Raw genomic sequence first — 19,606 nt, forward strand, 5'->3', positions numbered from 1 at the left:
CACCATGTCCAATTTTTCCACGCTTCTGATCGGAAATGAATCGCTCGCCATTCAGTGCGGAGACGTGCTGCTGTCGCAGGGGCACACGGTGTGCGCGGTCGTGACCCGCAACGCAAGCGTCGCGGCCTGGGCAACAGGCAAGGGGCTGACGGTGATCGAGGCAGGCCCCGGCCTGGCAGACCGCGTGAATGTGGGCTATGACTGGCTGCTGTCAATCGCCAATCTGGACATTATCCCGCAGGCTCTGCTGGAACGGGCAGCCAAGGGCGCGGTGAATTTCCACGACGGCCCCCTGCCCCGCTATGCCGGACTGAACGCCCCCGTATGGGCGCAGATCAACGGTGAGCCGCAGCACGGCATCACCTGGCACCTGATCGAAGGGGGCATTGATGAGGGGGACATTCTGGAGCAGGCACTGTTCGACATCACCCCCGATGACACGGCGCTGACGCTAAACACCCGCTGCTACGAAGCCGCGATACAGACTTTTCCGGCGCTGGTTCAGCAACTGGCCAGCAAGGCCCCGGCGCGCCGCGCGCAGGATCTGTCTCAGCGCAGCTATTTCGGGCTGAAGGACCGCCCCGAGGCCGCCGCCGTTCTGGATTTTGACCGCCCAACGGCCGATCTGCTGCGCTTTGTCAAAGCGCTGGATCATGACACGTTCCGCAACCCTCTGTTTCTGCCCAAGGCGCAGCTCGGTGAAGATGTGATCCTGCTGCGTCATGCTGATTCGGCTGCCGGTCAGGGGGCCCCCGGCACCGTGCTGGCGACCACCCCGGATACGCTGACCGTGGCCACCTCGGATGGGGCGATCAGCCTAAGCGGCCTGACCCTGCTGAACGGCGCCAAGCTGCCCAAGGCCGGGGATATTCTGGATCGTCCCGACCCCGCGATAACCGAGACGATGAAACCCGCCGTCGAGGCCGAGCTGGCCTATCGCCCGGTGCTGGACAGCTACGCGCCTGTCCGTCTGGCCTTTACCCGGACCGCAGACGCCGGCATCCGCCAGATCTCATTAAGCGCGGGCGATCATCTGCTGCCGGCGATGGCCCTGATCGCAGCGCGTCTGTCGGGAACAGAGACCGCCGACCTGTCGCTGATCCTGACAGCGGACACGCCGCATGTCACGGGTTGGGCTCCGATCCGCGTGAACCTGCACGCCGATGCAGCCGATCAGGCGCAGGCCATCCGGTCACAGATTGAACGCGCGCAGGCCAAGGGCGGGTTCCCCGCCGATGCCTTTGCCCGCCGCCCCGATCTGGCGGATATTGCCGTGCCGGATGTGGCTCTGTCTTGTGTCCCTGAACATGCCCCCGGTGCGGCGCTGACCCTGTTTCACGATGGCGCTCAGGCCATGCTGTTCGCCGATGCAGCCCGCGTGTCTGAAACCGCACTGGCCCGCATGGCCGCGCGCCTAGATAAACTGGCCGCAGGAGTCAGCGGGCCTGTCTCGGCGCTGAACATCATGCCCGATGGGGAACGCCAACTGGTGCTGACCGACTGGAACGCCACACAGGCCGATTATGACGATCAGCTGTGCATCCACCAGATGTTCGAACGGCAGGTCTCCAAAACCCCGGACGCCCCCGCGCTGGTGTTCGAAGGCGAAGAGCTGACCTATGCCGAGCTGAACACCCGCGCCAACCAGCTGGCCCATGTTCTGATCGGCAAGGGGGTGAAACCCGGTACGCTGGTGGGGCTGCACACGCAACGCTCGGTCCATCTGCTGGTCGGGGCGCTTGGCATCCTGAAGGCGGGCGGGGCCTATGTGCCGCTGGACCCGGCCTTCCCTGCTGATCGGATTGCTTTGTATATAGAAGACTCCGGTTGCCCGCTGATCGTGGCGCAGCAATCGCTGGTCGCAGAGCTGCCCAAGGGCACCGCCCAGATCGTGGCAATTGACAGCGATCCGGCGATCCTGACCGCGCCCACGGATAACCCGAATGCGGGCACGCGCGGCGAGGATCTGGCCTATATGATCTACACCTCGGGGTCCACCGGGCGGCCAAAAGGCGTGATGGTGGAGCACCGCAACGTGTCGAACTTTTTCACCGGCATGGATGACCGTATCCCGCATGAGGGCGGCACCTGGCTGGCCGTGACCAGCCTGTCCTTCGACATTTCGGTGCTGGAGCTGTTCTATACCCTGGCGCGGGGCTTCAAGCTGGTCGTCAGCAGCGATGAGAACCGCGCGCTTGTGTCCTCGGGCGCGATGAATGTCACCGGCAAGGGGATGGAATTCAGCCTGTATTACTGGGGCAATGACGATGGCGTCGGCCGCGATAAATACGAGATGCTGTTCGAAGGCGCCAAGTTCGCCGATAACAACGGGTTCGTCGCTGTCTGGACGCCCGAACGGCATTTCCACGCCTTTGGCGGGCCGTATCCGAACCCCTCGGTGACGGGCGCTGCCGTGGCTGCGCTGACGAAAAACCTGGCCGTGCGCGCGGGCAGCTGCGTCGCCCCGCTGCACCATCCCGCCCGCATTGCCGAGGAATGGGCGGTGATTGATAACTTGACGAACGGGCGGACCGGGCTGGGCATTGCCTCGGGGTGGCAACCGCATGATTTTGTGCTGCGTCCCGAAAATCGCCCCCCGAACAACAAAAAGGCCATGCTGGAAAGCATCGAAACCCTGCGCAAGCTCTGGTCCGGGGACGAGGTGGAATTCCCGCTGGGCAATGGCGAAACCCACGCCGTGGTGACGCAGCCGCGCCCCGTGTCCAAGAAGCTGCAAGTCTGGGTGACGACCGCTGGCAACCCTGAAACGTGGAAAGAGGCCGGCAAGATCGGCGCCAACGTGCTGACCCACCTGCTGGGCCAGTCGGTGGACGAAGTGGCCGGGAAAATCCGCCTCTATCACGAGGCGCTGCGCGAGGCGGGGCATGATCCGGCCGATTTCAAGGTCACGCTGATGCTGCACACTTTCGTGGCCGAGGACCGCGAAAAAGCGCGCGAAATCGCCCGTGGGCCGATGAAGGATTACCTGCGCTCGGCCGCCGCGCTGATCAAGCAATTCGCCTGGGTCTTCCCCGCGTTCAAACGCCCCGAGGGCGTCAGCAACCCGTTCGAACTGGACCTTGGCAACCTGTCCGAAGACGAGCTGGACGCCATCCTGGAATTCGCCTTCCTGCGGTATTTCGAGGATTCGGGCCTGTTTGGCACCGTCGACGACTGTCTGAACCGGGTGGAACAGCTTAAACGTATCGGCGTGGATGAAATCGCCTGCCTGATCGACTATGGTATTGAAAAACAAACGGTTCTGGACGGGCTGCAACACCTGGCACGCGTGCGTGAGCAGTCGAATATCCAGGCCGAACTGGACGCGGATGATTTCTCGATCGCGGCGCAGATCATTCGCCATGACGTGACCCATCTGCAATGCACGCCGTCCATGGCGCGGATGATCGCGATGAATGACGAGGCGCGCTTTGCCCTTGGGCACGTCAAACACATGATGATCGGTGGCGAGGCCCTGCCCGGCGCGCTGGTCAACGATCTGCGTGAAACCACCAGCGCCACCATCGAAAACATGTATGGCCCCACGGAAACCACGATCTGGTCCACGACGCAGACCGCCGGGCTGGGTGAAAACATCGTGAATGTCGGCACGCCCATCGCCAATACGCAGGTGTATGTTCTGGACGAGACGATGCAGCCCGTGCCCGTCGGCGCGGCGGGGGAACTGTATATCGGGGGTGCCGGTGTCACGCGCGGCTATTGGCAGCGCGAGGATCTGACGGCGGAACGCTTCTTGCCCGATCCTTTCGTTCCCGGCAATCGCATCTACCGCACGGGCGATCTGGTGCGCTGGCGTGATGACGGGCGGCTGGACTTTATCGGCCGCGCCGATCATCAGGTGAAAATCCGCGGCTACCGGATCGAACTGGGCGAGATCGAGGCGCTGATGGATGCCGACCCCGCCGTCCGTCAGGCCGTTGTCATCCCGCGCGAGGACACCCCCGGCGCGCTGCGTCTGGTGGGGTATTACACTACCTCGGGCCAGGTCTGTCCGGTGAAACTGCGGGATCGTCTGGCCGCCGCTTTGCCCGATTACATGGTGCCTCAGGCCTTCATGCAGATGGAGGCGTTCCCGCTGACTCCGAACAAGAAAGTGGATCGCAAAGCCCTGCCCGTGCCCACCGAAGGCCCGCAGACCGAAACCGCCGAATATGTTGCGCCGGAAAACACGGTGGAACAGGACATCGCCGCGATCTGGACCAGCATCCTGGGCGTACAGAATATCGGAGCCAGGGATAATTTCTTTGCGCTGGGGGGGCATTCCCTGCTGGCCGTGCAGGCGCACCGGGAAATCCGTCAGAAACTGGGGGCGGAGAAGCTGTCGATCACCGATATCTTCCGTTTCCCGGTTCTGTCCGCCCTGTCCGCCAAGGTGATCGAGATGACCGGCAGTGCCTCCTCCCAGGCACCGGCCACCGATACCGAAGAGCAAAAGGCCACCCGCTCGGACGCCATGGCGAAACGTCGCCAGATGCGCGCCCGGCGGATGTCGCGCACCGGATGACACCATCGCAAATCGCAGCGCTTTTTGAATGCCCGGTGGGTGTTGGGGTTACAGACCCCAAGCGCCCCTCGGGCTTTCTCTATCCAGAAGAGGCGGCGCAAATGGCCCGCGCGGTTCCCAAACGCCGGGCCGAATTTCAAGCCGGGCGCACCGCCGCCCGCGCCGCTCTGACTGCGCTGAAGGGCCCCGCCTGCGCGCTGCCTGCCGACGCTGACCGCGCCCCGATCTGGCCACGAGGGTATGCCGGTTCGATCACCCATTGCGAGGATATGTGCCTGGCCGTTGCCACGCGCGCCGCGCGCTCGGTTGGGCTGGATATTGAACCCGCCCTGGGGTTAGAGCGCGCGCTGTGGGACACGGTATTGCTGCCCGCCGAACAACGAAAAGCCGACGCCGCCGCGCATCCCGGCCAATATGCGAAACTGATCTTCTGTGCCAAAGAGGCCGCCTACAAGGCGCAGTTTCCGCTCAGCCGGACCCTGTTCGATTTTCACGGTTTGCAGATCAGTTGCGATGCCAGCGGCCAGTTCTCGGCCACTTTCCGCCTGAAAGCCGGAGAGTTCCAGCCAGGCCAGCAACTGACCGGGCGGTATCTGATCGATTCGGATCACATTGTGACGGCTGCTCTGATCGGCTGATCCCACGGTGCCCCATTTATCGCCACATTTTCGCCGCATGCGTACAGCCTGGGCTTGCCCCAGTTTTGCCCGATTTTTCAGAATATTTCGGGTGAAATTCGCCTTAAAACCCCACTTTTCGCACAAATATGGCGAAATTGTGTTCCCGCTCCACAGAGTCGAAATGCACTGTTTCCAATTTGGCGCGTCGCAAAGATGGAAAGAATGTGGCGACTAAGGTAAATTGTGACGCAATTAGGGCAGCTTTCTGACGCAAAATGGCGTCTGGGGGCGAAAGGTGCCTCATTCTGGTAACCGCGCGACGGGCATTTATATGCTGTTCGCGCCGGACGATGTATGAGGAAAACCAATGAGCCAGGCATTTTCGATCTCGGCAATTTTTCAGGCGCTGTTGCGCCGGTTCTGGATGATCTTTGCGATCACCGTTCTGGGCACGGCCGGGGCCGTCGCCTATGCGCTTAGCCGCCCCGCAATCTTTGAGGCCACAGCCGTCATCCAGATTGAAATGGCACAGATCGAGGAAAACCTGGCCGTGCCGGGAACCTCGCGCAGCAGCGCAGTGGAAACGCGCCTGAAGCTGATCGAACAAAAGCTGATGTCGCGCGATAGCCTGATCGAAGTAATTGAAAAATATGATCTCTTTGCCGGCGATCCGTCGATGTCCATGGCACAGAAAGTGGGCCTGTTCCGCGGGGCCGCGCAGATTCAGCAGCTTCTGGATCCCGAGCAGGCCTGGCGTCCGAATGCGCAGCCCTCGGGTCTGATCATCACCGTTCGGATGGAGGACGCGCAGCTGGCCGCCGACGTGGCAAATGACCTGCTGTCCCGTGTCCTGATCGAAGGCAAATCCCGCCGGTCCGGCCGTGCGGCCCGCACTCTGGCGTTTTTCGAAGCCGAAGAGGCCCGCGTCGGCACTGAAATCGCAACGCTTGAGGAACAGATCGCGACCTATAAAACCCAGAATCGCGCCTCGCTGCCGTCGAATCTGGTGAACCAGCAAACGCAGCTGACCCGTCTCAAGGAAAGCCAGCTGGAGATCGAGCAGCAGTTGATCGAATTGCAAACCCAATCCGATCGCCGCCGCGCCGAGGATTTGCAACGTCAGACCACTCTGCTGCGGCAGCAACAGTTGCTGCTGGAGGAACGGATCGTCGTGATCGAACGCGCGCTGGCCGCCGCACCCGAAGTTGAACGCCAGCTGGGTGCCATGGAACGGCAGATGTCGCAACTTCAGGAAGAGCTGTCCGTCATCACCACCCGCCGCACCGAGGCCGCGATGAATCAGCAACTGGAAAGCCAGAACCAGTTCGAACGCTTCGAGGTGCTGGAAACCGCGATTGTGCCGGAATACCCGGTCTCTTCAGGGCGGCGCAAGCTGGCCATGGCGGGGGCGATGGGCTCGGGGATGCTGGCGGTAGGGCTGGCGCTGGGGCTGGAATTCATGAGCGCCGGGATTCGCAGCGCTTCGCAGCTTGAACGAGAGCTGAACATGCGCCCCGTTGTCGTTATCCCGAAGCTGGATCAGAAAAAGGCGCAGCGCCGTCGCCGTCTGGGCTGGATCGCCGGGCTGCTGGCGCTGATCGCGGGGGCAGTGATTTTGCTGAAAGGCCAGGCGCAGGATCTGCTGAATATGCTGAACATTTTCCGCAAGGGGCCACGCCGCGCCTGATCAGTAGCCGTATTCCTCGATCGGAGCGCCGTCCGCCTTATTCAGGATGACCCCCAACAAGGGCACATCATCCCCCAGACGCCGCATTGTCTCGCGGATTTCGGCGGCGGTGGTTTGCCCGCCCCCCGCGACGATAAACACGCCATCATACATGTGACGCAGGGCCATCACATCATCCTGCGCCAGGGCCGGCGGCAGATCGAACAAGACAATATCGGGTGATAGCTGCTCATCCAGCTGTTCAAGCCGCTCTTTTGTTTCGGGCTTCTGAAGCAATTCGGCAGCGTATGGTTCAACCTTATCGTTCAAAGCAACCGCCAGGGTTTTCCCGATTTTCAGGGTGTTATCTGCAAAGCGGCGGAACTGCTGGCGCGTCTGGCGCGTGCCGCGCAGCCAGTCCCCCAGGCTTCCGACGTCTTCAAGCCCCAGAATATGCGCCAACGAGGGGCTACGCATGTCCATATCCATCAACACCGTGCGGCAATTGTCATATCGGGACAATGTGATCGCCAGGTTCATCGCAACAAAGCTTTTGCCGCACCCGCTGGTCGGCGAGGTGATCGCAACCCGGCGCCAGCCGTGCTCGGACAGGGTTTGTACCAGACGCGTGCGCAACACATCAAAAGTCGCGTGTGCCGGATCATGACGCGTGGCGGTGATAATCAGATTTTCGTCCATCTGACGCCCGTCCACCGGGATCAGCGCCAGTTCGGCCCATAAATCCGGCTGCGCGGGGATGTCAGCGCGCAGGGCCTCTCGAACGGCGTCTTCCTGCGCATCGGTTTGCGCAGCCTGCTGCGCCACACGCTCCATCAGAACCGGGCGTTCGGTTGGCTTTTCTTGCTCAATCTCTTTGCGCCGGTTGCGGCGCAGGACGTAATTTACCATGTGCTCTGGCCCCCGAAATGAGGCTCCTGTTTCTGGCGAATATGTAAACGACCCAGCCGAATCCTGAGTTTTGTTCACGCCCAGATGACAAAAAAATCTGGGCGAAATTAAGCCGGAAACACAGCATTTCCGGCTTAAAACAGCCTACAAACCGAATAGATTAGCCCTTGTGATCGCTTTTTCAATGAATGCAGAGCGATCCGTTTCCGGACGCCAGCCCAGGATGTCCTTGGGCCTGCGGTTATCGAACTGAGCGAAATGCGCTCGCGATTTCCAATCGGACAGGGACGGGCGCACCACGCCCTTTTTGCGCAGCACGAATTTCTTAAGCGCGTATTTCACCCCGTCAGCCGCGTAGAAACTGGTCAGATCGCCCGAGTTCACCTTGATCCGCGCGCCCGTCGCCTGATGGATCGCGTTAAAATAGTCCAGCGCAGTCATCATCGGCTCGCCGATCAGGTTAAAGGACTGGCCGATCGCCTCTTCGGTTTCCATCATCCGGATCAGCGCGTCGGAAACATCATCGGCCAGAACGAACGGCAGGTTATGCCGGCCCGCGCCCCAGATACGCACCGCGCCAGCGCCATGCCAGCGGCCGATCCCCCAATGCTGTAACGGGCCGCCCTCGCCCACCACAATCCCAGGGCGCGCAATGACCAGAGGCAACCCGCGCCCCTCGTACATCTCGGTCAGGCGGCGTTCGCATTCAGCCTTGGAGCGGGCATAGAGGTTTCGTTCGTCCATATCGCCAAATTCGGTGTCTTCGGTGATCTGGCTTTCGGGGCTGGACATGTCATAGGACGCAATCGTGCCGGTATAGATCAGCCGTTTGACCCCGGCCTCCAGGCAGGCCTCGGCCACGCGGACGGCGACACCCACATCGTTTTTCAGCGCGTCCTCCCAAGTGGTATCCAGCGATTTGGCCAGGTTATAGACCGCATCTATGCCCTCCATCGCCTGGATCAGCCCGTCCTTATCCTGCAACGAGACCGAGACCGTTTCCACATGATCGGCAATGTCATCGAAGGGGCCGGTTTTGCCCCGGCTCAGCACCCGCACATCATAGCCCCGCTGCACCAGCACCCGCGTCAGATTGCGCCCGATAAAGCCGGTGCCGCCGATCACCATCACGGTGGGCTTGGGCGTGCCGGATTTGGGCTGAGGATCGGTGGGCAGATCGGTTTTGGCCAGGGTCTGTTCAAGCGCGCCCATGACCCGCAGCGCAGCGGCCCCGTCGTAACGCGCATCCATCGGGGTACGGTGGCGGATCGCATCGTAGATCGCGTTTGTGGTGCCTCGGAACGACAGCCCATAGGGGGATTTCTGGTTCAGCGATACCAACTGGCGGGTGGCGTTGCCCAGGCCTTCGCGCAGGTGCTGCCAGGACAGGTTCATCTGTTTCAGCAGCGGATTCATCACCAGATCGGCGGTGTTTTCCGAGCCGGTGATCAGCGTGTCGGCCGCATAATCCAGCCGCGCCATCCCAGACGAGCCCCGCACCACAACCGAGCGATCATCATAGGTTTCCACCAGCGAAAAGTTAAAGCTCACGTCCACCGCCCCGGCCCGCGCCAGAATGCGCCAGGATTGATGACGCACGGCGCCTCCGGGCAGGGTGACGGGTTGGCCCAGCTGGGTGCCCAGGATCTCTAGCTCGCCCAGCAGATCGACGGCAAAGGCATAGGGATGCGCGCCCAGTTCCAGCAGCAGGTTCTGCGGATCGCGCAGCAGCCACAGGTTATAGGGCCCGGCGCGCAGAGGGCCCATGGGCAGGGCCCAAGTCACCTCGACCGAGGACACCTTTCCCAGATCCCCCGCCTGCACGGCCGTTTTCAGACGCTGATAGGACGGCACTCCCAAGAAGTTATGCCCGGCAGCGAATTGCACGCCCCTGGCCTTGGCGGCCTCGGTGATTTCTTGGGTTTCGGCTGCTGACAGGGCCACGGGTTTTTCCACGATCACATGCAGCCCGGCCTCGATACATTGTAAGGCGATGGGGTGGTGCAGGTGCGGTGGGGTCAGGATATGCACGGCCTGAACAGTGCCCGAGGCGATCATGTCCTCAACCGAGGTATAGGCCGCAATGCCATAGCCCTGGGCCAGCCCCTTGGCCGCGGTGGCCGAAACATCGCAAATACAAGACAACTGCGCATCCGGGCAGGCCTGCACCGCATCCGCGTGCCAGGTGGCGATATAGCCTGCTCCGATCAATCCTACCTTGATACCTGCGCTCATAAGAGTCTCCGTTACTTATACTCGATAATTTTCATGTCCGCCCCGGTCAGGCGGCGTTTGTAATAGGTCAGCATACCCAGGAAATTCGGAATCTTGGACAGACTCAACAGGACCGATAGCCGCTTTGCCTGGTCGCGGGGCAGGCCTTCGGAGTGCAGCCCGGAAACCGTGCGGAAATAAGACAGCCCATAGGCCGCCGCGATCGCCACCACCCCCGCCCAAACGCCCGTTACCATCGCCACCAGAGCCAAAGCCGGCAGCAGCGCCCCGAAAATCCAGACGCGTTTGCGCTCGGCCACGAAATGTTCGGGGTGCAGCGCGCCGACCTGTGCAAACCCGTGCCCCGAGCGCACGGCCCGCCGCCACCATTCGCTGAATCGCATCATATTGGCGTCGTGCCGCGTCATGGGTTCGGGCAGGCGCCACAGGGTCTTGCCCGATTTACGCAGACGGGCGCAAAATTCATCGTCCTCGGCGGCGATGACCACCGGGTTGAACCCGCCCAGAGCATCGAATTCAGCCGCGCGCACCATCATGTCCCCTCCGCAGGCCTGTATCTGCCCCGCCGGGCGGTGCCATTCGAAATCGGCAATGGCGTTATACAGGCTGCGATCTGGGTGGATTTCCTCGCGCCAGCCCGTGACCAGACCCAGTTCGGGACGCTCATCCAGCTCGGCGGCGGCTTGGGCCAGCCAGCCGGGCGTAACCCCGCAATCGCCGTCCACAAACTGCACATAGTCCGGCAAATCCGGTTTCAGCGCCTCGAATCCCGCGTTGCGGGCCCGTGCAGCGGTAAACGGCACCGCGTTATCCAACTGCACCACCTGTACCCCCATGGCCCGCGCCATCTGGACGCTGTCGTCATCCGATCCGGAATCGACATACACAACACGTTCGGCCTGCTGCACCAAGGACGTCAGACACCGACGCAGGCGTTCGCCCTCATTTCGGCCAATAGCCACGGCGGCGATGGTGCTCATGCGTCGATCTCCGGACGTTTGGAGGCAGGCGGGATGCCCTCGATGTACCCGCGCAGCAGCTGGCCCAGCCAGGCGGCCTCTTGCTGGATATCGAATTCAGCGGCGACCCTGGCGCGACCGGCCTGGCCCATCCGCTCAACCGCTTCCGGGTCTGACAACACACGAGCCAGCGCCGCCTGCAACGCGGCCGCATCCCCCGGCGGAACCAACAGACCCGAGACACCATCCTCGACCAGCTCGGGCACCCCGGCGATACGAGTTGTGACCACGGGCAGCGTGGCCGCCATGGCCTCCATCAACACGACGGGGACGCCCTCGGCAAAGCTGGGCAAGACCAGAAGATCATGCAAGGCCAGCGCGGCGGCGACCTCTTCCTGAGACTTATAGCCCACGAATGACACATGATCCGCCAAGCCCATTTCCCCGGCCGATTGTTCCAGCGCGTGGCGCTCGGGTCCGTCTCCGATCAGGGTCAGGTGAAAATCCGGATGGGTCTGAACCAGGGATTTCAGGGCCTCGAACAGCACCGGCACACCCTTTACCGCCGCCAAACGGCCAACGAAAAGCGCTTTGTTTCCAGCGCGTTGTCTGGGGCTTTCATAACGATCCGGGAACACGCCGCAATGCACGATATGCAGCTTATTCCAATCCTGAGGTGCGGAAAACACCATCCCCTGCGAGCGGCAAAACTCGGAAATACAGGCCACAAAGGACGCCCGCGCGATTTTCTGATCCAGACGCCAGCGGAGCGGCTCGAAGAAGATGTCCGGCCCGTGCAGGGTAAAGCTGTAGGGAATGCCGCTGATCTCTTGGCAGAGCATGGCAACAGTGCAGCTGGCCTTGGCGATATGGTTGTGCAGATGCTGAACATTCTGCGCGCGCAGGTGATCGCCCAGCACCACGGCCTCGGCGAAATAGAACAGCTGATAAAGCGTGGCCCTGGCCCCACCCGGAGACGTCCGCAACGCAAGCCGCAGCCCCCGCCACCAACCGCCCGCATCCCGCCGCAGCGCCCGCCAATGGGCCCGAACAGACCGCATAGGCGAGGCCGCGGCCGACAGCACATAGAAAGTATTCGCCGCCTCGGTCTTTTGTTCGGGGCCGACCAGATGCTCGGCGCCCGTCCGGCGGATAGAACATGTCGTCACCTCAAACCCCTGCCCGCGCAGGGCGGCGACCTCTCGTTGGATAAACGTGTCCGTCGCGCGGGGGTATTCGCCGGTCAGATATGCAATTTTGGGCATCAGCCTTCTCCGTCCCGATCTTGCGGGTCATCCACCCCCATGGACACGGCAAAAGACTGCTCAAAGCTGGGCATCGGCCCCATGTGCAGCCGGTGCTTCAGCCGGTCATTGGGATAAAACAAGGGCTGCATCCGGGCGCGCAGCACCTCTTGGCGCAGAATGCCCGGACGGCCCGGAAGCCAGCCCAACAGGCCCGAGGCCCAATCGAACAATCGCCAAGAGACCGGCAAAACCACCCTGGGCCAGCCCGTCCGCGCCATTGCATTCAGGAATCGCACGCGATCTGGCAGATCATCGTCGATCAAATTCAACACGTCGATCGCACCATCGGGGCCATCGGCAACCGGGTACTCGCAGGCGCGGATCAGAGCCTCGGCGCAATTTGCAATGTGGCACAGCGGGATTTCACCCCCCGCCGCCAGACGCAGGACAATGGGGCCAAATCCGGGGCCAATATGGGCGTTCCACAGCCGATCGGGCCCGAAAACCGCCCCCAGACGCAGGACACGCAGCTGGCCTCCGATCACCTGGATCGTTTCGGCGGCCAGCTGTTCCTGCGCCAGCTTGGCCCGGCAATACGCATCGCGTTGATCGGGGTGGCGCTCCAGCGCAGAGGTTTCATCGACAATCCCGTTCGGGGCCAGATCCGCCCCGGAATAGACCGCGACCGAGCTAACAAGAACCAGACGCGGCGGCACATCCGCCTGAGCCATCGCCGCCAGCAAATGGCGTGTCCCGTCCAGAGTGTTGCGCGCCTGGGCGGCATCATCGCCGGTCAGGCTGGCGGCGGCATGGATCACCGCGTCAACGCCCAGCATATCCAGCGCCAGAACCGAGGAAGGCGCGGACAGGTCCGCCTCGACCAGCTCAATCCCGTCGTCCTGATCCCAGCCATCCGGCGTGACCCCGGCCAGCCGGACAACGGCCACCACGTGATGGCCGCGGGCACGGGCTGCGGCCACGGCGGCGCGCCCCACATAACCCGCCGCGCCAGTGATCAGGATCGTCATCGGGCCTTTCATGTCGCCGCTTATGTCGCCCATGGCATTGGCTCCATCGGGGGGCAGCGCGTGGTCATTTCCTGCGCGCCGGTCGTGGCCCCTGCATTCTGCACGGCCAGAGTGACCTCATTCAGATGCAAGGCAAAATCCGAGGACAGCCGGCACGGGCGCTTTTCGGCGATTGCGGCCAGCATCTCGGCCGGGCCCAGAGCGAAATTCATTGAGGCCGCCCCCCAGCGCCCCACTTTGGGGTGGGTTGGCCGGCGCAGCTTGATCCTGCGGCCCAGTGGGCTTTCCAGCAGCCGCCGACGAATTCGCATCCGGCGATGGAATCGAACCGCAGCACCGTTATCCCAGGCCTTTTGCAACGCCAGCACGCCCGCATCTCCGATCACGCGAATCCGGTGATCGTGCGGCGCCGCGATCGAGCAGGTCAGACGCGTCACAGGACCGTTTTCAAAGAACAGCGTCGCAACCGAGAAATCCGGCGCGGCCCCCTGCACGCCCAGCTTGTCCGGAATGACCGAAGCCGAGGCCGCCGTCACGGACTTTACGGTTCCGAACATGCCGATCAGCCAGGTCAGGTAATAGCCCGCGTGCTCCAGCGTACAGCCAACCTGAAACTCATCCTCATAGGGCCAGGGCGCGCCGGTTTCGCTGCGCCACTCCCGCACCGGAGCCTGCGGAATGAAACCATCGTCCAGCTCGGCATAGATCAGACGCGGCGTGCCGGCTACGCCATCGCGGACGGCCTTGGCCAGGGTCTGCGCAGCCTCGCCCAGCACCGAACAGGGGGCCGAGGCCAGCAGCAGGCTCTTTTCCGCCGCAAGCCTGTGCAATTCGCGGGCATGGGACATTTCCAGGGCCAGAGGCTTCTCTGAATAGACATGATGCCCGGCCAGCAGGCAGGCCTTGTTCACGTCATAATGCGCCGACGGGTTCGTCAGGTTCAGAACCACGCCATCACGCGGCTGAGCCTGCAACACAGCTTCAAGCGTATCACACCGCGCCACGCCCCAATGGTGGCAAAACGCGGCCAGGCGATTCGTGTTCAGATCATAGGCCCCCAGCACGGGAATCCCGGAAACCTGCAAAGACCGCATATACAGGTCCGCAACAAAGCCACAGCCGATGATGGTGACGCCGCTCATGCTGCGTCTCCGGTTTGCTGATTATTCGTGCTGATGCCCACCCACATACCTGCGCGACCGTACCCGTTTCTGCTTATCGCTGCAAAACAGCATAGGAAAATGTCAACAGTTTGTCTTGGGCAAAGCGGTTTCGGGGAAAGGGGCGTTGCCAAGCCCCCCTGACCGCGTATCCTGCAAACCAGCGCGAGAAACAGGAGACGGGCGTGCAATTTTCAATCGGGAGCTACCAGCTGGCCGTCAACGTCCCGAACTGGGCCACGCTGAGAGCGCAGATCACGCAAAGGTTCGACACCGCCGATGGGTTCGCGCTGGCCACTTTGAACCTGGATCACCTGGTCAAGCTGCGCAGCGATATGGAATTCCGCGCGGCGTATAAAGCGCAGGATTTCGTTGTTGCCGATGGCAACCCGATTGTCTGGATGTCCAGGCTGGCACAAAACCCCGTGACGCTGATGCCGGGCTCGGATCTGATCCTGCCGCTGTGCTTTCTGGCCGCAGATCACAAAGTCCCCGTGGGGCTGGTTGGCACCACAGATGACAGCCTGAAACAGGCCGCCGCCGCGCTGGAGGCGCAGGTGCCCGGACTACAGATAACGCAGCGGATTGCGCCGCCCTTTGGTTTCGATCCGCAGGGGGGGCAGGCGGATGATATTCTGCGTCATCTGGAAAACGCCGGGATCAGGCTGTGCTTTGTCGCTCTGGGGGCACCAAAACAAGAGCTGTTTGCCGCCCGCGGGCGGACCGTTGCGCCCTCGGTTGGGTTTGCCTCGATCGGGGCGGGGCTGGATTTTCTGTCTGGCAGCCAGAAACGCGCCCCACGCTGGGTGCGCGCCCTTCAGCAAGAGTGGCTGTGGCGGATGCTGGAAAATCCCAGCCGGCTGTTTCTGCGCTATCTGCGGTGTTTCGCGATTCTGCCCGGCCACATGTGGGCCTCTTGGACGCTTAGGCGCCGCCGGTAGGGCGCTATTCGGCGGCCAGACGAAACGGTTCCTGAATCACGCTGAACCGCGGGGCGGCCTGCTTGCTCAGATAGGTCAAAGCGCCCCCGCAAATCGTTGCCTCTACCTGTAAGGTTTCGCGATGGATCACCACCAGATCGGCGCGCTTGCCATAGTCGATCACACCGCGATCAGACAGGCGCAAAATCTGCGCCGGATGGGCCGAGACCATATCCCAGGCCTGCGGCAGTCCCATGGATTTACTACGAACCAGATCGAATGCCGCCCGCACCGGCGCTGCGGGTGCATTTGCGGAAACCAGCGCGCGGGTCATCCGATCCCGTATCAGGTGGCTGACCGGAATATTGCCCTGCAAATAAGTCCCTGCCAGAATATCCTGCGCTGACAGCACCACCGGATCGCCCATGGCAAAGGCCGCAGCCGCCGGGCGCCGGTTGGCGGGCAGAGCGCTTAGCCGCGCGCCGATCATCGCGAAACGCTCGCGCCGTTCGGCGGTTTTATCCCCAAGCGTGCCATAGCTGACGCCCAGAGCGTCGAATTGCTCGGCCAGTTCGCACAGGTGCCGCACAACCTGCGGCGTCAGCTCGCGCGCTTCGTCCATTTGGGCCGGGAACAGCACCAGATCCAGCCCATACGCATGAAGGGCACTGAGCAATCCGCTGCCCGCACCGGGCAGGATCGCACCCGGCAGAACCGGATCATAGCAGACCTGAAGCCGCAAATCCGTCAGCGCATCCGGGCGATAACGGTCCAGCAGATCCAGAACGCCAAGAATCGTATCCGGCCCGTGATCGGCCGTTGCCCAATCCAGCATCTGCCACGCGGTTGTGACGCCCTGCGCCGCCAGGGCGCGATCTGTCCCACGCATGGCAGAGACCGCATCCACGCCCTGCCGCAAGGCGTGGCGCAGGCTGGCTCCGTGCAGATCAATAATGCCGGGCATGATATAATGTCCGCGCAAATCCACCGCCGGGTGCGGCCCCTTCGAGATCCGCCCGTTTTCGATCACAACGGATCGGTCCTGCATTTCTCCGTCCCGCAGGGTGGTGGCACCAGTCAGGCGCACAGGAGACAACATTCGAGGCATGTCGGACCCTTGCCTTGCACGATTTGCCTCGTTCTAGGCGCGTTGCATGTCGGAGATATGACACACAGGCGCCCATTCCCCCGGAAAACAAGGGATTTAGCCTGTGGATAATTTCCACACCCCTATCCCAGCAGGGGAAGGCGCTCGATCAGGTGGAACATCCCCGCGGCATCTTCGCCAACCAGACAGAGCGATTGAACCTCGAACGGCACGGGAAGAAGCGGAGACAGCAGAGGCAATAGCCGGTCGCGCAGCGCGGCGGCCTCGGCGCGGGGCATCCGGCCTGTCAGCGTGATATGAAACCGAAATTCCTCTTGTACATAGGGATACCCCCAGGCAGTCAGCAAGGCCTCTTGTCGTTCGGTCAGACGGGATTTGCGACGACGCTCCAGCTCGGATTCGTTCAGGGGCGCGCGGAACGCATCCAACTGCGTGACCGTCTGCCCCGCCAAAGCGTTCAGTTCCGTAAGATCGCCCAGCGCGGTCAGAGCCAGAAAACCACCCAGCCGGGTCAGCTCCAGCCCCTCCAGCCGGACAGGTGCCGTCCTTTTGCACAAACCGCGCGCCGCAGTTTGGAACTGAGCGAATTCAACACCCTCGGCCAATCGGAACGGAGGCTTGATAGTCCCATGCAACCCATATTTCCGAGGCGTCTGCGTCACCTGCGCGACATCCACATCAGCCAGATCCGGATGCCCCACCGCAGCGCCTTTGGCCAGATCCCACCCCAGCCAAGACGCTCCGAAATCGGCCAGGGGGCCGGGCTCTGGGACATAATAGATGGCGTATCTGCGAAACTCGGTCATCGGTGGCCCCGGTGCTGTCTGCGCGCAAAATGGCAAATTTCCCGCCCGCTGCCAATGCCTCTTTCCGCTGGGTGTCCGGGCTGAAAATCCCTGGCATTTTATCTGTTAGGACATTGGTAACACCCGCTTTGCTATCCCTGTACTCGGGTGAGAAAGAGGTGGTGAGATGGGCTCGCAAACGAATGCGGCGCCAGTCATCATCAAGAAGAAAAAGGTCGTTGGCGGCGACGGGCACCACGGTGGGGCGTGGAAAGTGGCCTATGCTGACTTCGTGACCGCCATGATGGCCTTTTTCATGTTGATGTGGCTGCTGAATGCAACAACTGAAAAACAGCGCAAAGGGATTGCGGATTACTTTAGTCCGACCGTTGCGATCAATCGGATCTCGGGCGGCGGCGATGGCGCTTTCGGTGGGGATTCGGTCTTTTCCGAACAGGTTCTGGCGCAGAACGGAACGGGGGCAACGAACCAGCGCCCGACCCGGCACCAGAATTCACGCGGAGAGCTCGGTCAGGACGAAAAAGCCGAAGAGCTGGAACTGCGCGAGGTTGACAGCATGTTGATGGCGCGGGGCGGCGAAAGCATGTTCAGCATCGAAATGCAGCGCCACATCATCACGCGCGTGACCGACGAAGGCCTGGTGATCGAGCTGTTTGACATTCCGGATGCCACCCTGTTCGCACAAGATTCAGCCGCGCCAACCCCGCTGCTGAACGAGCTAGCCGACATGCTGGTACGCGTCTTCGGACTGGTCCAGAACAATGTGGCGATCGAGGCGCATACGAAATCCTATCCTGTTGTTTTAAAACACAATCCCGTGTGGGAACTGTCCTCGGAACGTGCTGATGTCATGCGGCAGCTGATGCTGGATCAGGGCCTGCATCACAACCGGGTCAAACGGATCACCGGACATGCAGACAAAGAGCCTGCCTCTTACGATCCGACAAACCTGCGCAACAACCGTCTGGAGGTCGTGCTGCTCCGCAAAAATGTCGAGTGACGCGGGAAAATAGGGGCAATTTTAGCTATTAGCGGGCTGTTAAGCGACGCCTTGTAATGCTGTGCACAACATTTGGTTTGATGCAGCAGAAAGGCGTATCCATGACGATTTCCTCTTCTCTTAATGCAGGCGTGGCCGGGCTGTCCGCGAATGCGAACCGGCTTGCGACGATTTCGGATAATATCGCGAACTCCTCGACCTACGGGTACAAGCGGATGCAGACCGATTTCCATTCGATGGTGATTTCGGGCGGCAATGGCGGTGCCTATTCCGCCGGGGGGGTACGCGTGACCACGCAGCGTCTGGTCAGCCAATCCGGATCGCTGGTCACGACCAGCAACGCAACAGATCTGGCCGTGCGCGGCCGCGGTTTTCTGCCAGTTGCCAGTTCATCGGAAATCAATCTGGATAACGGCAACACCCAGATGATGCTGACAACCACCGGCTCGTTCCAGACAGATAGCGAGGGGTATCTGGTCACGCAGTCCGGCCTGACCCTGATGGGATGGCCAGCCCTGGCGAATGGCACGGTGCCCACTTATCCGCGTGACACCGGCGCCGGGCTGGAACCCGTTCAGGTGAACGTCAACCAGCTGACGGGCGAACCGACGACTCAGATCTCGCTGGGGGTCAACCTGCCCGCGACGGAAACCGATGCCACCGCAACCGGCGACGCCCAGGCGCTGTCGATCGAATATTATGACAATCTGGGTATTTCCCAGAATATTGAAATCGAGTTCACCCCGACCATTCCTGCCGACGGATCCTCGAATGAATGGACGATGGTGCTACGCGATACGGCCCAGGATGACGCCATCATTGGCGAATATGTCCTGACCTTCGATGACGGGCGCGATGCGGGTGGCACTCTGAATTCGGTGACCGCCGTGTCTGGTGGGGCATATGATGCGGCGACTGGTGCCCTGATCGTGGATGTGGCCGGCGGCCCGCTGGAAATCAACATCGGTCAGCCGGGTGACCCGGACGGGTTGACGCAACTGTCCAGCAGTTTTGCCCCGGTTTCGATTGACAAAGATGGCTACCCCGTCGGCAACATGACCTCGGTCGAGGTGGATTCCAACGGATATGTCCACGCGATCTATGACACTGGAATCACGCGCACAATCTTCCAGATTCCGCTGGTTGACATGCCGAATCCCAATGGCCTCGTCGCTATGGATCACCAGACCTATGCAACATCACCGGACAGCGGCACGTTCTTTCTGTGGGACGCCGGTGACGGCCCGACCGGCGATATCGTGTCCTACGCGCTGGAAGAATCGACCACCGATGTCGCTGGCGAACTGACGGATATGATCCAAACGCAGCGGGCCTATTCCTCGAACGCGAAAGTCATCCAGACCGTGGATGAAATGCTACAGGAAACCACAAACATCAAACGCTGACCTGCGCTTTGAAATCC

The 19,606-nt window shown here is 61.8% G+C and carries 14 protein-coding genes; 6 read left to right on the forward strand and 8 right to left on the reverse strand.

The annotated features are described in order from the left end of the window. Window positions 1-4 precede the first annotated feature (4 nt). From ACP15O_RS06800 to ACP15O_RS06810, 3 genes are all read left to right on the forward strand, one after another. A complete protein-coding gene (locus ACP15O_RS06800; protein WP_425095294.1) occupies window positions 5-4,525 on the forward strand; it encodes a MupA/Atu3671 family FMN-dependent luciferase-like monooxygenase in 4,521 nt (1,506 codons plus the stop codon). Continuing rightward, a complete protein-coding gene (locus ACP15O_RS06805) occupies window positions 4,522-5,163 on the forward strand; it encodes a 4'-phosphopantetheinyl transferase family protein (RefSeq protein WP_425095295.1) in 642 nt (213 codons plus the stop codon). Before ACP15O_RS06800 ends, ACP15O_RS06805 begins: the two co-directional genes overlap by 4 nt. Before the next feature lie 349 nt (window positions 5,164-5,512). Continuing rightward, the gene (locus ACP15O_RS06810) at window positions 5,513-6,832 is read left to right on the forward strand and encodes a Wzz/FepE/Etk N-terminal domain-containing protein (RefSeq protein WP_425095296.1); all 1,320 of its coding nucleotides are present in this window, start codon (window positions 5,513-5,515) and stop codon (window positions 6,830-6,832) included. Here the strand turns inward: ACP15O_RS06810 and ACP15O_RS06815 are convergent, their stop codons facing one another. The 6 genes from ACP15O_RS06815 to ACP15O_RS06840 all read right to left on the reverse strand — a co-directional run bounded on the left by ACP15O_RS06815 (window position 6,833) and on the right by ACP15O_RS06840 (window position 14,331). After that, window positions 6,833-7,720 (reverse strand): CpsD/CapB family tyrosine-protein kinase, encoded by an 888-nt coding sequence (locus ACP15O_RS06815; protein ID WP_425095297.1) that lies wholly within the window; start codon window positions 7,718-7,720, stop codon window positions 6,833-6,835. A 144-nt stretch (window positions 7,721-7,864) separates the two neighbouring features. Continuing rightward, window positions 7,865-9,955, reverse strand: a complete 2,091-nt coding sequence (locus ACP15O_RS06820) for an NAD-dependent epimerase/dehydratase family protein (RefSeq protein ID WP_425095298.1) — start codon at window positions 9,953-9,955, stop codon at window positions 7,865-7,867. A gap of 11 nt (window positions 9,956-9,966) precedes the next feature. Next, window positions 9,967-10,935 carry a glycosyltransferase family 2 protein gene (locus ACP15O_RS06825; RefSeq protein ID WP_425095299.1) on the reverse strand — a complete coding sequence of 323 codons (969 nt, stop codon included), beginning with the start codon at window positions 10,933-10,935 and terminating at the stop codon, window positions 9,967-9,969. Beyond that, window positions 10,932-12,179, reverse strand: a complete 1,248-nt coding sequence (locus tag ACP15O_RS06830; protein WP_425095300.1) for a glycosyltransferase — start codon at window positions 12,177-12,179, stop codon at window positions 10,932-10,934. Before ACP15O_RS06830 ends, ACP15O_RS06825 begins: the two co-directional genes overlap by 4 nt. Further along, entirely contained in the window at window positions 12,179-13,222 is a 1,044-nt protein-coding gene (locus tag ACP15O_RS06835; protein WP_425095301.1) for an NAD-dependent epimerase/dehydratase family protein, read from the reverse strand. Before ACP15O_RS06835 ends, ACP15O_RS06830 begins: the two co-directional genes overlap by 1 nt. After that, window positions 13,210-14,331: a Gfo/Idh/MocA family protein gene (locus ACP15O_RS06840; protein WP_425095302.1), complete on the reverse strand. Its 1,122-nt coding sequence runs from the start codon at window positions 14,329-14,331 to the stop codon at window positions 13,210-13,212. The genes ACP15O_RS06835 and ACP15O_RS06840 overlap by 13 nt, the downstream gene beginning before the upstream one ends. Window positions 14,332-14,534: 203 nt before the next feature. On the opposite strand from ACP15O_RS06840, the gene ACP15O_RS06845 reads away from it, so the two are divergent. Next, complete coding sequence (locus ACP15O_RS06845; protein WP_425095303.1) at window positions 14,535-15,290, forward strand: WecB/TagA/CpsF family glycosyltransferase; 756 nt, start codon at window positions 14,535-14,537, stop codon at window positions 15,288-15,290. Window positions 15,291-15,294: 4 nt separating this feature from the next. On the opposite strand, the gene ACP15O_RS06850 is transcribed toward ACP15O_RS06845, so the two are convergent. Continuing rightward, window positions 15,295-16,377, reverse strand: a complete 1,083-nt coding sequence (locus ACP15O_RS06850) for an amidohydrolase family protein (protein ID WP_425095304.1) — start codon at window positions 16,375-16,377, stop codon at window positions 15,295-15,297. A 122-nt stretch (window positions 16,378-16,499) separates the two neighbouring features. Then, complete coding sequence (locus ACP15O_RS06855) at window positions 16,500-17,183, reverse strand: DUF1045 domain-containing protein (protein WP_425095305.1); 684 nt, start codon at window positions 17,181-17,183, stop codon at window positions 16,500-16,502. Window positions 17,184-17,349: 166 nt separating this feature from the next. Here ACP15O_RS06855 and ACP15O_RS06860 point away from each other — a divergent pair, with 166 nt between their 5' ends. After that, window positions 17,350-18,183, forward strand: coding sequence for a flagellar motor protein MotB (locus tag ACP15O_RS06860; protein WP_425095306.1), 834 nt, complete (start codon window positions 17,350-17,352; stop codon window positions 18,181-18,183). Window positions 18,184-18,284: 101 nt separating this feature from the next. Next, the gene (locus ACP15O_RS06865; protein WP_425095307.1) at window positions 18,285-19,589 is read left to right on the forward strand and encodes a flagellar hook protein FlgE; all 1,305 of its coding nucleotides are present in this window, start codon (window positions 18,285-18,287) and stop codon (window positions 19,587-19,589) included. The last annotated feature ends 17 nt before the right edge of the window (window positions 19,590-19,606 follow it).

The sequence above is a fragment of the Youngimonas ophiurae (nom. illeg.) genome, assembly GCF_049803795.1.
Taxonomy (GTDB): domain Bacteria; phylum Pseudomonadota; class Alphaproteobacteria; order Rhodobacterales; family Rhodobacteraceae; genus Thalassobius.

What these genes read in the sequence shown, in the direction of transcription:
- ACP15O_RS06825 (WP_425095299.1), bottom strand. Translation starts at nt 10,935, where the DNA reads ATGAGCACCATCGCCGCCGTGGCTATTGGCCGAAATGAGGGCGAACGC.
- ACP15O_RS06850 (WP_425095304.1), bottom strand. Translation starts at nt 16,377, where the DNA reads ATGCCTCGAATGTTGTCTCCTGTGCGCCTGACTGGTGCCACCACCCTG.
- ACP15O_RS06805 (WP_425095295.1), top strand. Translation starts at nt 4,522, where the DNA reads ATGACACCATCGCAAATCGCAGCGCTTTTTGAATGCCCGGTGGGTGTT.
- ACP15O_RS06865 (WP_425095307.1), top strand. Translation starts at nt 18,285, where the DNA reads ATGACGATTTCCTCTTCTCTTAATGCAGGCGTGGCCGGGCTGTCCGCG.
- ACP15O_RS06800 (WP_425095294.1), top strand. Translation starts at nt 5, where the DNA reads ATGTCCAATTTTTCCACGCTTCTGATCGGAAATGAATCGCTCGCCATT.
- ACP15O_RS06840 (WP_425095302.1), bottom strand. Translation starts at nt 14,331, where the DNA reads ATGAGCGGCGTCACCATCATCGGCTGTGGCTTTGTTGCGGACCTGTAT.
- ACP15O_RS06820 (WP_425095298.1), bottom strand. Translation starts at nt 9,955, where the DNA reads ATGAGCGCAGGTATCAAGGTAGGATTGATCGGAGCAGGCTATATCGCC.
- ACP15O_RS06835 (WP_425095301.1), bottom strand. Translation starts at nt 13,222, where the DNA reads ATGGGCGACATAAGCGGCGACATGAAAGGCCCGATGACGATCCTGATC.
- ACP15O_RS06830 (WP_425095300.1), bottom strand. Translation starts at nt 12,179, where the DNA reads ATGCCCAAAATTGCATATCTGACCGGCGAATACCCCCGCGCGACGGAC.
- ACP15O_RS06855 (WP_425095305.1), bottom strand. Translation starts at nt 17,183, where the DNA reads ATGACCGAGTTTCGCAGATACGCCATCTATTATGTCCCAGAGCCCGGC.
- ACP15O_RS06815 (WP_425095297.1), bottom strand. Translation starts at nt 7,720, where the DNA reads ATGGTAAATTACGTCCTGCGCCGCAACCGGCGCAAAGAGATTGAGCAA.
- ACP15O_RS06860 (WP_425095306.1), top strand. Translation starts at nt 17,350, where the DNA reads ATGGGCTCGCAAACGAATGCGGCGCCAGTCATCATCAAGAAGAAAAAG.
- ACP15O_RS06810 (WP_425095296.1), top strand. Translation starts at nt 5,513, where the DNA reads ATGAGCCAGGCATTTTCGATCTCGGCAATTTTTCAGGCGCTGTTGCGC.